We start from the raw sequence: 14309 nt of genomic DNA, 5'->3' as shown, positions 1-14309 counted from the left end.
CTTGACTAAAATAAATTTTTTAAATAATTAACAAATTTAGAAATAGGATTTACCCTATCTAAATCACTATTTGACTTTAAATCACCTTTATCGCTAATATCATCGATCTTCAAATCTAGCTCCACTTTGGTTTTAGGCTCAGATTTAAGCTCATCATATGAATTAGAATTTGCGCTTAAGCCAGACTTCTCCATATTGTCATCAAACTCTTTAATAGATACAAAAGGATTTGGCTTTAAGACTATCTCATCTTTATATCTAAGCTTTCTTTCTGAATCTATCTCATATGGCGTAAAATACCCAGCACCATACAAGCAAAGACCAATTGCACATGAATTTGATGGGTCTTTGAAAACATCAATTGAGCTTTCAAATTCCCTTGGTTTAGCAATTCTAACAGGCATATTATCAAAAATAGCAGTAGCTAACTCCTTAAGCCCTTCAAGCTTTGCCATACCACCAGTTAAGACTATCCCAGCTGAAGCGTAGTCTTTATATCCACTCTTGCTTAACATAGTAGCTAGGATCATTAAAGCCTCTTCAACACGCATATATATAACATTTATTATAACGCTTATATCCACTTCACGACTTGAGTTTTCATCGCCTAAATCTGGCAAGACTATAAGCTCATTACTTTTAGCTTTTAAAGTTCCATATTTTATCTTAACCTCTTCAGCTACAGCTGGAGGGGTATGTAACACGGTAGAAATATCTGTGGTTATATTTAAGCTACCAACTGGTAAGAAATCGTTAAATCTAATTGAATTTCCAGAGTGAATAACCATATCACAACTTGAACCGCCAAGATCTATTAAGACAGTTCCTAATGACTTTTCATCTTCGTTTAGAGTAGAGATAGCCGAAGCATATCCAGATAATACGATATTATCAGCCTTTAAACCAGCCTTTTCTATAGCTTTTCTTAAATTTGTAATGGCTGATTTTTGCACAGCTATAATGTGAGCTTGCACTTCTAATCTAGTGCCATTCATACCTAGTGGATCTTCAATATTATCTTGCTCATCAACTTTAAAGTTATAAGGCAAAGTATGTAAAATCTCATAATCGTGAGGAATTTTAACCTTATATTCAGCTGAGCTAATAGCACGCTCAATTTGCTTGATTGTTACCTCTTTTTCAGGGATATTTATCACATCTTTACAATCTATATTTTTAGCATCTTTACCAGAAATAGATACAATAACCTTATCAAATTTAGTTCCAGCTACCCTTACTACATCGCTTACTACTGATTTTATAGAATTTGATGCTAACTCAATATTTGTAATTGAGCCCTTTTTTAATCCTTGAGATTTGATCGTCCCCATACCAATAATTTTTACTGAATTATTTGACCTTGGGTCGTGCTCTACCATCATAGCACAAATTTGAGTAGAGCCAATATCAATACCTAATATTTTAATTCCCACGACTATTGACCTTTATAATATTGTTCTATCTTATATCTATGTTGAAGCGATGATAGTAAATCCTCTATTAATTGCTCATTTTTGATACTAATCGCACTATTTCTAAGTAGATTTTCGTAATTAGATACATCACTAGCACTAGCTAATTTTTGATCTGTGATTTTATAAACTACAGCTTTATTGCCTAAAATCACATACCCATCTTTACTCTTGCTATCAAAGATTAAATTTATAAATTCAGACACTTCGCTCTCATTTAACTCAGCAATCTCCACCTTGCTATCTCTAGCTATAAAGCCAATATCTCTACCATTGAAATTTTCTAAAGCACCTTTAGCCATATTTTCTAAATTATTTTTAAGTTTATTATCTATATACTCACCTATTATAAACTCTCTAGCCTCTTCATAACTCATAGGCTTTGGAATATCTTTAGACTCTAATTTTGATATTAAATATCCATCTTGATAGTTCATTCTATATTTAACTGGCTTTATATAGTCGCCAATTTGTAGATTTTTCAACTCTTGTGCGTCAAATTCATAATCATCTTCTAAAGCAATTAGATCAAACTCAAACTCCAATTCACCCTTTTTTGCCTTTAGGTATTGGCTTAGAGCTAATTTCCTTGTTTGTCTCATATCATAGTCATCTTTTACACGCTCTTTAGCCACTTCAAAGCTCAAAATTTTATCAAATCCATCTCTATATTGGGCTTTATTTTCATCATAATACTCTTGCAAAGCGGTCAAATTCTCATCGCTTATAATTTTTGGTATAAATTTGCCTTTTAGATTATATTTTGTTTGAGTAAGATATTTATCTTTATTACTTTCCCAGATTGATTTTAGCTCACTTTCATCTACTTTAATATCTGATCTATTTAAATTTATAATCTGCGTAGATACCCTATCTTTCATAAAATAACTAGCCGCTAACATATCAAGATCTTTTGAGTTTGTGTCTATTTTTAAGGCATTAAATAGCTTATCAAGCAGTAAATTGCTAGCTAAATTTTGCTCATAATCCTTTGGTGAAATTCTAGCTTGTTTTAACACGCTTTCATATTTAGCTTTATCAAATTTACCATCGCTCATAAAGCTTGGATCTACCATTAAAGCAAGGATTATCTCCTCTTGAGATACATCTAGTCCTAGCTCATCGGCGTAATTTAACATTACATTATCTTGGATTAATCTTTTTAACACCACCTTATCAAGCCTCATTTGCTCGGCTTGTTCTTGAGTAAATTTACCATTTGAAGCATTTAGATAAAATTCATACATTGTGCTATATTTTTGTTGAAATTGGCTAATTGATATATTTCTATTGCCAACTTTTGCTACGGATTTTGCACGATTGGTATTCATATCATAAGCACCCCAACCTACAAATCCAGCACCCACAAAGGCTATTGTACTAACCCAAATAGTAACAACTAAATATTTTTTATGCTTTTGCATCCAAGTTATCATCAAACTACCCTTTTTATACACCAGACAATTAAACGGTGTTATTTTATCAATAATTGCTTTTAAATTACCTTAAAATAGACCTTAAAATCAAATTTTATCTTTATCTAAAATCAATTTATAAATCCATTTGATAAATTTAGCAATTTACAGCTATTTTCAAGCAAAGCTATGGATTTAGCTAAGTCATGAGCCGTTCGTTCGTATATATATAGCCCATAACCCTTAATAACAACTACATTTGTATGCTTTTCTATCATGTGGCGGCAAATTTCAGATGGTGCACGCTCATACCAATCATCAAAGCGTTTTGGGTCATATATAAATATATTTCCAAATTTCATATAACCAAAATAATCTTTAGGCTCAAAAAATGAGTGATTAATGCTATAAGCGGTTAGAAATGGCGGTATTGCATAGCAGATATACTTAGCTTCAGCTATATTTTTATAAATATTTAAGTGGATATCCGCATCGATACTAGCATCATTCCATCTATAATCTTTCTTAGAGTATAAAATGGTTAGCTCTTCATCGCTAAGACCATCAAAAATCGCATCTTTTCTATTTATTACAAATTGATTATGCTCTATTCTAGCTGATATAGAACCATGAAAAATGCCTAAAAAATTCTTTTTAAACATAGAAGATGAGATCTTCTTAATCTCATTTATTGAATACTCTACATTCATAATTATTCCTGAACTATCCCATAAAATTACCCACATTATACCAAAATATAAGACTCTATTCATCAAATTTATGATAAAATTTTTATTAAAAATTTCAATTAAGGGCTTATTTTGAACTCTATTCATACTCCTGTTTTGCTTAGCGAGGTTGTTGATACTTTTAAAAATATTGGCGATGGTGTGATATTGGATTGTACTTTGGGATATGGTGGGCATTCAAAAGCACTATTAGATTCTATACCAAATATCAAAATAATCGCTTGCGATCAAGATGATATGGCGATCAAATATTGTCAAGATAAATTTAAAGATTATAAAGATAGGATTGAGATTTACAAAAGCAACTTTAGCCAAATTATTAAAAAAATTCCACAAGAGAATATTAAAGGAATTTTAGCTGATATTGGCGTTAGCTCGCTTCAACTGGACCTTAATGAGCGTGGTTTTGGGCTTAAAAGCGATGTTTTGGATATGAGAATGGATAGCTCTAATCCAATTAGTGCTAAAACCATAGTAAATAACTATACTCAAGATGAGCTACAAAGAGTGTTTTGTGAGTATGGTGAGCTGCCAAATGCCAAAATAATAGCTCAAAAAATTATAAAAGCTAGGGAGAATAAAGAGATAATCTCATGCAAAGAGCTAAGCCGAATAGTTGGAAGCTCAAATTTAAAAAACCGATCTATAAGCGTAGCTACTTTGGTCTTTCAAGCTATAAGAATTGAGGTAAATAAAGAGTTAGATGTGTTAAAAGAGCTATTAAATTCCATTCAAAACTCCAAAATAGATGAGACCAAACTAGCAATTATTAGCTTTCATTCTCTTGAAGATAGGATTATTAAAGATACATTTAAAAAGTGGCAATCAAGCTGTATCTGCCCTATACAAGCTATGCGTTGTGAATGTGGCAATAATCACGCAATTGGCAAAATAATAACCAAAAAGCCTATAACTCCAACTGATAAAGAGATTAGCGATAATCCACGATCTAGCTGTTCTAAAATGAGAATCTTTAAAATTAAGAGGCAAAGATGAGAGATAAAGAGAATTTACTACAAAAAAATATCCAAAGAACAAAAAAAGAGAATAATCTGAATTTTAAAACTCTAATCATCGCTTATGCAGCTTTACTCATCATTCTAGCCTTAGCCTTGCCAAAGGTATATTTTAGCAATGAAATTTACTATACAAGCAAGAGTATAGCAGAGCTAAAAAGCAAATTAAATGTGCTAAAAGAAGAAAATAAACTACTAAAAAGAGACTTAGAATATATAAGATATAAAAATCAAATAATTGATAATATGAGCGATTAATGGATAAAATTGCCAAATTTTTTAAATACTATGACCCAGCTTGGTTTGCTCTAAGCTACTCTATCAAAGCCACCATATCTATACTAATATGCGGATTTATAGGATATTATATTGGCGGTTTTTTTGGTATGGTATATGCAGCAAGCTCATCTATGAGTATATTTTTTCTCTCATCGCTTGAAGGCAATATAAAGATAAAGATTAGCTACTTTGTAATATATATTATCCTTGGGATTTGCTCGGTTTTGTTTGTTAATGCTCTTTTTAAATTTCATATTATATTTTGCTTTTTTACGCTAATTTGGATGATATTTGTAGGATTTAGCAATCTTTTTAATCAAAATTTAAATAAAATTCTATCCATCGTTAATGCCACTGGGCTTCTTAGCATTATTGCTTCTAATCAACCAGGTTGGAATCTACAAGACTCTTTAGGTGGCTTTGTAGCAAGTAGCATTATAGCTGCGACCTTTAGGCTTACTCGCTTTGGAACATATGGTAAATTTACTAAACGATCTTGTATGATGATACTTGATGAGCTAGTTCAAATCAGTCAAAATATAAATAACGATAAGGAGTTTTTAAATTTATCCAAACAGTGTAATGAGCATATTAATGATATTAAAAATCTATTTGCCAATAAAAGCTCAACGATAAAAGATGAGCGACTCATCATACACCACTCTAGGGCGATATTTTATCTATATAAATTAGAGGATATATATAATCTACTTATTTCAATGCAAAGATATTTTAAAACGATTAAAAATCCAGATTTACTAAATTTAATAAATAGTGAGATTATAAGAAATTTAATTGAGTTAAAAAATATATTTATAGATAAAAATAGCACCATAAAAGATGACGCATTAAATATAGCAAGGCAGAGCGATCATACTATTTTTACTGCTTCTTTAGAGGTTTTATACTCTAAATTTCATCTAATAAAAGATGGTGGAGAGGATAAAATCACGCTAGAGTATAAAAAGCAAAAAAGCATAAAAGAGATAATAAAAGATACAACCTTACACAATCCAACTATCCAATACTCCTTGCGTTTAGCCATCGGCGTTAGTATAGCTATAATTATTGCTAGTTTTATAGATGTTCATAATGGGGTTTGGATAGCTATTGGCGTGATTAGTATGAGTAAGGATAGCTCATATATGACTAAAATCACAGGTATTGCCAATATCAAAGGTGCTATAATAGGAATTGCTCTAACTTCTATTTTAATAAATTTAATAAGCAATAATAGTATATTTGCCATACTTTGCGTAATATCAATTTTCCTAGCTTTTTATCTTAAAAATTTTCCACCTATATATGCAATGGGGGCATTTATGGGTGCGTTTGCCATGGCATACTCGCTTATTTTAGGCAACTCTATGGAGATGGTGTATATAAGAATTATTGATATTTTAATAGGATTTATAGTCTCATTTGGCGTGGCATTTATGCTATTTCGCCATACTAATGAGATTAAACTTAGCAATACATATATCGAGCTGTTGCCTAAATTTAAAAAGCTTAGCAATAGCGTAATTGAAGGTAGATTTACAATAGAACAAAATGAGATATTAAATAGCTTAACTTGGTATCACAACACAATCACGCAAAGCGATAGAAGTAAAGAGCTAAAGAGATATCTAGAAATTTATAGAAATTTATATGATATAAGCTCACTTCTTAGCAATCTAAAAGTCTATACTCAATGGCTTAACCACCCTTCAAAGCCAAACGGAGCCAAAGACGCCTTGATCTCAGATATAAATATCATATCAACTAGATTTGAGATGATAGAAAAAAGAGTAGATAAACTTCCATACTATTTTTATGATAATATGGAAAGCAGAATTCTAAGTCAAGATAAAAAAATAAGATTTTTACTGCTAGAGATAGCAAAAAGACAAGATAGGATAATAGCCTATAGCGACCTACTTATCAGATGATATGGTATGAACTAATCTATCTAAGACATATTTTTCTAAATCTTTGCGTGAAATCTCATGCTTTATAGCCTCATTATAAATTATCTCAATTTTTTGGGAGTATTTCTCATATGGAAAATATGGGAAATGCACCTTCCACGCAGCACGAATCAGCTCTAAGCTAATTAATCTTCTAGTCCAAACCCTAAAATAGTCAAATCCAATAAACACGCACGCAGTTAAAATCACAGTAATAATAACCGAAACATGCAAATCTGCTTCAAATTTGCTAAATAATATGTGAAGTATCCAGACAAAAAGCGTTAAAACAATAAGGCAAAGCAAGGCATAAATAGCGTAAAATCTACGATTACGATAGCGAAAATTCAGCTTAGATGGATCGATTAGCATTCCTTCATTATATAAGCAATTTGCCTCTAAAAGATCACGAAAAAGCACCGGTTGCTTAGATACTACAAATAAATTTTTAAATATAAATTGTTTAATTTTCTCTACCATTGTCATACTTTTTGATAATTTAAATGGGCTATTATATCTAAAAATTAGTCAAAAGCTGATAAAATAACTTAAATTTAAAAAAGGAATCAAAATGGCAGCAATGATCTCCATGCAAAAAGTCTTTTTAAATGGCGAATTTATCGATAAAGATAGAGCTAAAATAAGCATATTTGATCGTGGATTTATCTTTGGCGATGGGATTTATGAGGTAGTACCAGTGGTAAATTCAACCATGATAGAAAGAGATGGGTTTTGGGATAGATTTCAAAGGAGTTTGAGCGAAATTAGCCTAAATTTACCATACTCTAAGGGCGAATTTGAAACAATCTTAAACAAACTAATAAAGATAAATTCACTTAAAGAAGGTGGATTATATATACAAATTACCCGTGGGATTGCCCCAAGAGATTTTATCTTTGTAAAAGGGATTGAGCCAACTATAATGGCTTTTGCCTTTGCTGATAGCGTCCTTGAAAATCCAAAATCCAAAAGCGGTATTAGCATAATCTCCACTGAAGATATAAGATGGAAAAGACGCGATATAAAGTCCATCTCCTTACTAGGTCAATGCTACGCTAAAAATCAAGCTGCGATAGCTGGGGCTGATGAGTGCTTTATGGTAGAAAATGGCTATGTAACTGAAGCTGGAAGTAGTAGTGCTTTTATCATAAAAGATCACACTTTGATAACCAAACCCCTATCTAATGAGATTTTACCAGGAATTAGGCGTAATAAACTCTTAAGCTTAGCCACACAAATTGGTCTAAAAGTCCAAGAGCGTAAATTTAGCATGAGTGAAGTATATAACGCAGATGAGTGCTTCATAAGTGCTGCGACAATAATACTCTTGCCAGTTATAAAAGCAGATGGCAAAGCCATAAATGGCGGTAAAATCGGACAATACTCGCTTAAGCTTAGAGAGCTTTATAAAAATAGTTTAATAACTGAAGCTAATAAAATTAAGGAGATAAAATGATAAATCACACACAAATGCGATACGCCTACGACCATGGCTTTCACTCTTCAAATGATATTGCTAAGAAAAATACACTATATGCGATAATATTCACAATAATTATGATGGTAGCTGAGATTATAGGCGGGATATATTTTGGCTCAATGGCACTTTTGGCTGATGGTTGGCATATGAGTTCTCACGCTTTAGCACTGGGACTAGCATATTTTGCCTACATTATATCAAATAGATATAAAAGCGATGGTAGATTTAATTTTGGCACATATAAGATAGAAATTCTAGCTAGTTATACTAGTGCGTTATCTCTTTTGGTGGTTGCGTTTTTGATGATTTATCACTCTATTTTAAAATTTATAAACCCGCAAACTATAGCATATAAAGAGGCTATTTTCATCGCTATTATAGGGCTTGTGGTGAATTTAATCTGTGCTTGGCTATTAAGGTCTAGCCACGATCATCATAATCACGATCACCACCACGATGATCTAAATTTAAAGGCTGCTTATATGCATGTCATAGCTGATGCGCTTACTTCTATTTTAGCTATAATAGCTTTAAGTTTTGGGCTTTTATTTGGGGCTGATTTTCTTGATCCGCTTATGGGGATAGTGGGAGCTATTTTAATTTTAGTGTGGGCTATAGGGTTGCTAAGGCAATCAGGTAAAATACTACTTGATGCAAATATGAATGAGCCAATAGTTGGTGAAGTTATCGATATTTTACGCCTATTTAGAAGTGATCTAATCATCAAGGATCTACATCTTATAAAAGTAGCAAAGGATAAATACGCTTGTATAATCTCTTTAAGCTCAGATGAGCCATTAGATATAGAATCTATCAAAAAAGAGTTATCAAAGCACAAAGAGCTAGTTCATATATTAGTAGAGATATATCCAAAATAGCTTGAAATTTAGCCAATATGGCTTTCAAAATGACTATAGAGTGATGAAAATAAATAGGTTATTGTAAAATATCATCATATTAAAGGATAGAAGATGGAAATAGTAGGAATAATAGCTCTTGTTTGTGTATATTTAATATGTAAGTTTTGCGAAAATTTAACCCTTAGAGTATGGGGTTTCATCGCTACTATTTTAAGCTTTATTTTTATACTTAGTGGTGGATTTGAGGGATTATTATTAATTAGCATTGTAATGCCTATCATTGTTTTGCCTATATGGATTATAACTTTGGCTATTTTGCGATATGGCTTTAAGAAAAGCATCTCGCCAAGCCTAGTGTTTAGCACTTTTAGCTTTGTGGTTTGGTATGCTCTTAATCTAATTTTAAATATTTTTGTACTTATTATTTGCTGTGTTATATATCTTATTAATCTTAAAAAGAGCAGAGATTTTACCCCTTATTTGCTACACTATGCACAAGCTACTGGAGCTACTTTATATATATTCACACTAATTGGGAAAATATCGCGCGTATTAGAGAGTTAAATATTTTATAGCTAATTTAATAAATTTAAAATAAAATGGGAGTTCTGTGTCTCCCATAAAATTTTAATTATTTAACATAAATTTTATATTCAGAGTAGCCTCTTTTATCCATCTCATCATAAGGGATAAATTCCAAAGAAGCGCCATTTATACAATATCTCAATCCACCTTTATCGCTTGGACCATCATCAAAAACATGCCCCAAATGACTCCCACTTAGCCTAGAAGTTACCTCTATCCTATCCATACCATGGCTTAGATCACGATTATAGCCAGTCGCATCAGTGGTTATAGGCTTAGTAAAGCTAGGCCACCCACATCCAGCATCATACTTATCACTAGAGCTAAAAAGTGGCTTTTTGCTTACTATATCCACATATATACCACGCTCATCAAATTTATCATATTTGCTGCTATATGGGCGTTCGGTGGCCTTTTCTTGCGTTACTCTATACTCTAAATCACTCAAATTCTTTTTTAGCTCCTCTTTGGTAGGAAGTTTAAATTTACTCTCATCATATAGAGGTTTATTGGCTAAATTTAAATCTATATGGCAGTAGCCATTTGGATTTTTCTCTAAATATTTTTGATGATACTCTTCAGCCTCTACATAATTTTTCAAAGGCTCTATTTCAACGGCTATTTTCTTATCAAATTTAGCTTGTTTAGCCCTTATAAATTCAGTTACAATAGGCTTTAAACTCTCATCGCTATAGTAAATTCCGGTGCGATACTGCCTTCCTATATCATTACCTTGCTTATTGATAGAAAATGGATCTATAATGCGAAAATAGTGCTCTAAAATCTCATTTAAATCCACTACATTTGGATCAAATCGCACTCTTACAACCTCAGCGTGATCAGTTTTGCTTATCTCATAATAGCTAGTTTCCTGGCTTTTTCCATTTGCATAACCAACTTGAGTGTATTTAACGCCTTTGATACGATCAAAATACCCTTGAGTACCCCAAAAGCACCCACCACCTAAATATATCTCTTTTAAATTTGACATATCACCACCTTTTGGATTAGCCATTAGCGTAGTAATGGCAAGAATTGCTGTAAATATATACCTTATCACTATACAACCTTAAATTGGATTTTGGCAATTCTATCAAAGCTAAAAAAATAAAATCTAAATATTTTATTAAAGAGTTAAAACCAAAAATATCACAAAGCCATCAAAATAGCTTTATGATATTTAACCCAATAAATGAGATAATATAAGCGACAAATGTTGTAAATATAAATAGATAAAAGATATACTTATACCCACCAGCTTCCTTGCCAAAGACAATCGTAGCAGCCAAACATGGATTATAAAGCATAATAAATAAAATAAACGCTACTGCCACTTCTAATGGTATTAACTCTTGTATCTTTTGGGTTAATCCTTGAGTTGTTTCATCGACTTGACTACCTAATGAGTATAAAACACCCATTGTAGATATAGCAACCTCTTTAGCTGCTAAACCACTAACTATACAAACGCTCAATCTCCAATCAAATCCCAAAGGAGCAAAAATCGGCTCAATAAATTTCCCCGCCTTGCCTAGATAGCTATTTTCTATTAAGATATTTTCTAATTCGTAATATAATCTCTCCTTCTCATTATCATTTGCGGCTAGCTCTATCTTTTGCTTATAGCTATCTTTAACCTGGCTTTGAAATGGAAAGCTACTTGCAAACCATATAAGTATAGCTACTGCTAAAATGAAAGTCCCAGCCTTTTTAATATACATTTTAGCCTTATTATAGACCATAAACCATATAAGATTCCAATTTGGCATTCTATATTTTGGCATCTCCATGACAAATGGCTCATCTGGACCTTTAAATGCGGTTAAACGCAATATTTTCGCTGCGATAAGACCTAAAATAGCCCCAAAAATATAAATTCCAAATAGCCAATTACCAGCTTGATTTTCAGGAGCAAAAGCACCTATAAATAGCACATACACTGGCAATCTAGCACCACAACTCATAAAATTTATGATAAAAAGCGTAAGAAGGCGATCTTTTTCATTTTTTAAAGTCCTAGTAGCCATAAAGGCTGGAACAGAACAGCCAAAGCCGGTTACTAAAGGGATAAAGCTCTTGCCATGCAGACCAAATTTATGAAAAAATCCATCTAGCAAAAATGACACCCTAGCCATATATCCAGTAGTCTCTAAAAGTGCAATTCCAAAAAATAGAATAATTATATTAGGCAAAAATAACAACACAGCACCAACGCCACCGATAATCCCATCAGCTAATAAAGATGATATAAGCTCACTGCTTACACTCTGTTTTATCATATCACCCAACGCCACATACCCAGCCTCTATATAGTCCATAGGCACAGCTCCAAGGGTAAAAGTCAGCTGAAATATCAACCACATAAAAAACAAAAATATAGGAATTCCAATGTATTTATTGATCAAGATTTTATCAAGCATTTTGGTATAATTAAGCTCTTTAACACTATGAAACGCCACACTCTTAGCAATCACACCGCTTACAAAATCACTGCACTCTTGCATAAATATCTCATTTATGGATTTGGTTTTGTAGTAAATATATAAGTTGTTGTGAGAATTTTCAATAACCTTTGAAAGCTCTATCCAAATTGGCTTATCATGTAAAATTTTATAAATTTTATTATCTTGCTTTAACAAAGCAATAGCAACATCTCTATAATTTAACTCATCTATATTAATATCATTTTTAGCTTTTAAAAAGTCGCAAATAGCCCATATCTCATCTTCAATCACATCGCTAAAAATCCTCTTATTTGGAGTATATGGCAAGTTGTGAATATCTATTATACGATCCATTAATTCATTTAAATTTGATTTTAAACTAGCAGATACTGATATGCAAGGGATACCAAGGAGATTTTGAAGCACCTTTGTATCGATATTTATCCCCTCTTTTAATGCTTCATCGCTCATATTTAGAGCTAAAACATCTTCTTATTTCTCTCCATAATCTGAGTTGTAAGAATTAAATTTCGCTCTAAATTAGCAGAATCTACAACATTTACAATAATATCATAATCATCTCTATCTATAAATTCTTTAGTAATTCTCTCTTCTAACGAATAATCATTTATCGAGTATGTCCCAGGAAGATCAATAATTTTAATCTCATAATTTTTATAATTAAATTTTGCCTCTGATTTTTCCACCGTAACACCAGGGAAATTTCCAACTTTTAAATGCGACCCGCTTAGTGAATTTATAAGTAAAGTTTTGCCTACATTTGGCTGACCAACAAGTGCAATTTTAATAATCTTTCTCATCTAAATTCTATCTACTTCAATGCTTTTTGCCTCATCATATCTTAGCATTAAAAAGTTTCTATTACACTCTATTAAAATAGTAGAGCTACCAAGTGAGCTCTCTATCTTTTTTATAGTTTTAAATTTTGATAGCCCCAGACTAAAAAATCTCTCAAGCAACTTCTCAGCTACATTAAAATTTAGAATTTTAGCCATTTGACCATTTTCTAATAGATCCAAAGTCATATAACTCTCCAATAATGAAATCTATTATCAATTATAATTAAATAAAATTTAAATTATTATTAAAATTGATTATTATTTTATAAATAATTATAATAATATGAAAAATAATATATCAAAATCTAAATTTATATCCCATCGCCTGGGTCGCCATTATACCAGTGATATGGACTTTGCCCCACAAAATACTGATTAAGCCCTAAATCAAGCCACCTATCATATGAGTATGGTGCTACTGACTGAGACTTTATATCATAAACTCTTGTGTAATATACATTAGCTCTTAAGGTTGGGTGGTAAAAAATACCACTTCTATTTTTTACCCTACCTTTTCTAATTAACTGCTTATGTAAAAGCTCCACCATCTTATTTAATGCTTTATTTCTAGCTAGGAGCAAATCCTTTTTTTGCTCTACATATGGCTTTCCAGCTGGTTTCCAACCGCTTAAAAATGTATTTGGGTTCATTGGTTATTTGGTGTGATTTTATCGATTGTAGTTATCATTCTTTCTGATAAGTCTTTTGGGACTGCTACCCCACCACTAGCATAGCCAAATACCGCATTTGTGATTATCTCAGCTTCTTTTGTGCGTAGTTGGTCGTCGTAACTAGCTATTTCTCTCATTACGGCGGCGTTTTTTGCTTTTCGGTAGAAGTTTGAGCTTTTACAAGCTCCGTTCTTGCTTTGTTAAACTCAATTTCAGCATTTGAGAGTAGTTTTTGGCTATTGGTTTGTTCTTTTTTTAGCTCTAATTCTTGCTTTGATAGTTCTAGTTGGGTATTGATTTGTTGCCAGTTTAAAGCCGTTTCTAATGCTTTTGCTGTTAGATTAATAGCCATCGCACTCATCAGATTTGATTGGATTGTTATCTTATCTTTTGGGGCTAGGGTTTTATCATTAAAGCTATCATCAAGATATTTAATAACCTTAGCAAATATTGAGTTTTCACTAACGATTGACGCTTCTATTTGTTTATAATCGCTAATTAGCTTATTTGTGTCTAAATTCAGCATTTT

At 31.9% G+C, this 14309-nt stretch carries 15 protein-coding genes and 1 pseudogene; 6 read left to right on the top strand and 10 right to left on the bottom strand.

Annotation, left to right across the window (positions count from 1 at the left end; all coding sequences use genetic code 11):
• Window positions 1-5 precede the first annotated feature (5 nt).
• From ftsA to CSUIS_RS03075, 3 genes are all read right to left on the bottom strand, one after another.
• On the bottom strand, window positions 6-1433 hold the full coding sequence (ftsA, locus tag CSUIS_RS03085; RefSeq protein ID WP_086297059.1) for a cell division protein FtsA: 1428 nt from the start codon (window positions 1431-1433) through the stop codon (window positions 6-8).
• A gap of 2 nt (window positions 1434-1435) precedes the next feature.
• Complete coding sequence (locus CSUIS_RS03080) at window positions 1436-2908, bottom strand: peptidylprolyl isomerase (RefSeq protein ID WP_086297058.1); 1473 nt, start codon at window positions 2906-2908, stop codon at window positions 1436-1438.
• Between the two features lie 110 nt (window positions 2909-3018).
• Complete coding sequence (locus CSUIS_RS03075) at window positions 3019-3597, bottom strand: class II aldolase and adducin N-terminal domain-containing protein (protein ID WP_086236954.1); 579 nt, start codon at window positions 3595-3597, stop codon at window positions 3019-3021.
• A 111-nt stretch (window positions 3598-3708) separates the two neighbouring features.
• Between CSUIS_RS03075 and rsmH the strand changes: the two genes are divergently transcribed.
• Genes rsmH through CSUIS_RS03060 form a run of 3 tightly spaced genes read left to right on the top strand, consistent with a single transcriptional unit; the run spans window position 3709 to window position 6862 of the window.
• Window positions 3709-4632 carry a 16S rRNA (cytosine(1402)-N(4))-methyltransferase RsmH gene (rsmH, locus tag CSUIS_RS03070; protein ID WP_086297057.1) on the top strand — a complete coding sequence of 308 codons (924 nt, stop codon included), beginning with the start codon at window positions 3709-3711 and terminating at the stop codon, window positions 4630-4632.
• Complete coding sequence (locus tag CSUIS_RS03065) at window positions 4629-4910, top strand: hypothetical protein (RefSeq protein ID WP_086297056.1); 282 nt, start codon at window positions 4629-4631, stop codon at window positions 4908-4910. Before rsmH ends, CSUIS_RS03065 begins: the two co-directional genes overlap by 4 nt.
• The gene (locus tag CSUIS_RS03060) at window positions 4910-6862 is read left to right on the top strand and encodes an FUSC family protein (protein WP_086297055.1); all 1953 of its coding nucleotides are present in this window, start codon (window positions 4910-4912) and stop codon (window positions 6860-6862) included. Before CSUIS_RS03065 ends, CSUIS_RS03060 begins: the two co-directional genes overlap by 1 nt.
• On the opposite strand, the gene CSUIS_RS03055 is transcribed toward CSUIS_RS03060, so the two are convergent.
• Window positions 6848-7360, bottom strand: a complete 513-nt coding sequence (locus tag CSUIS_RS03055; protein ID WP_086236921.1) for a hypothetical protein — start codon at window positions 7358-7360, stop codon at window positions 6848-6850. The genes CSUIS_RS03060 and CSUIS_RS03055 overlap by 15 nt on opposite strands.
• Window positions 7361-7451: 91 nt before the next feature.
• Between CSUIS_RS03055 and CSUIS_RS03050 the strand changes: the two genes are divergently transcribed.
• The 3 genes from CSUIS_RS03050 to CSUIS_RS03040 all read left to right on the top strand — a co-directional run bounded on the left by CSUIS_RS03050 (window position 7452) and on the right by CSUIS_RS03040 (window position 9784).
• Window positions 7452-8336: a D-amino acid aminotransferase gene (locus tag CSUIS_RS03050; protein WP_086297054.1), complete on the top strand. Its 885-nt coding sequence runs from the start codon at window positions 7452-7454 to the stop codon at window positions 8334-8336.
• Window positions 8333-9238: a CDF family Co(II)/Ni(II) efflux transporter DmeF gene (dmeF, locus tag CSUIS_RS03045; protein ID WP_086236923.1), complete on the top strand. Its 906-nt coding sequence runs from the start codon at window positions 8333-8335 to the stop codon at window positions 9236-9238. Before CSUIS_RS03050 ends, dmeF begins: the two co-directional genes overlap by 4 nt.
• A gap of 93 nt (window positions 9239-9331) precedes the next feature.
• The gene (locus CSUIS_RS03040; protein ID WP_086297053.1) at window positions 9332-9784 is read left to right on the top strand and encodes a hypothetical protein; all 453 of its coding nucleotides are present in this window, start codon (window positions 9332-9334) and stop codon (window positions 9782-9784) included.
• A gap of 67 nt (window positions 9785-9851) precedes the next feature.
• Here the strand turns inward: CSUIS_RS03040 and msrB are convergent, their stop codons facing one another.
• The 6 genes and pseudogenes from msrB to CSUIS_RS03015 form a co-directional block, all read right to left on the bottom strand.
• Window positions 9852-10820 (bottom strand): peptide-methionine (R)-S-oxide reductase MsrB, encoded by a 969-nt coding sequence (gene msrB / locus CSUIS_RS03035; RefSeq protein WP_086298557.1) that lies wholly within the window; start codon window positions 10818-10820, stop codon window positions 9852-9854.
• A 145-nt stretch (window positions 10821-10965) separates the two neighbouring features.
• Window positions 10966-13070: pseudogene (gene feoB, locus CSUIS_RS03030) on the bottom strand (ferrous iron transport protein B).
• A complete protein-coding gene (locus CSUIS_RS03025; protein WP_086297051.1) occupies window positions 13071-13295 on the bottom strand; it encodes a FeoA family protein in 225 nt (74 codons plus the stop codon).
• A gap of 125 nt (window positions 13296-13420) precedes the next feature.
• Window positions 13421-13759: a hypothetical protein gene (locus CSUIS_RS03020; protein ID WP_086297050.1), complete on the bottom strand. Its 339-nt coding sequence runs from the start codon at window positions 13757-13759 to the stop codon at window positions 13421-13423.
• Window positions 13756-13917 carry a hypothetical protein gene (locus CSUIS_RS08480; protein WP_192940210.1) on the bottom strand — a complete coding sequence of 54 codons (162 nt, stop codon included), beginning with the start codon at window positions 13915-13917 and terminating at the stop codon, window positions 13756-13758. The genes CSUIS_RS03020 and CSUIS_RS08480 overlap by 4 nt, the downstream gene beginning before the upstream one ends.
• Complete coding sequence (locus tag CSUIS_RS03015; protein WP_086297049.1) at window positions 13917-14306, bottom strand: hypothetical protein; 390 nt, start codon at window positions 14304-14306, stop codon at window positions 13917-13919. The genes CSUIS_RS08480 and CSUIS_RS03015 overlap by 1 nt, the downstream gene beginning before the upstream one ends.
• Window positions 14307-14309 lie beyond the last annotated feature (3 nt).

This window comes from Campylobacter porcelli (assembly GCF_002139855.1).
In the GTDB taxonomy this organism is placed as follows: Bacteria; Campylobacterota; Campylobacteria; order Campylobacterales; family Campylobacteraceae; genus Campylobacter; species Campylobacter porcelli.
Note: the sequence above shows the minus strand (reverse complement) of the source record. Positions and strands in the feature narration are given on the sequence as shown.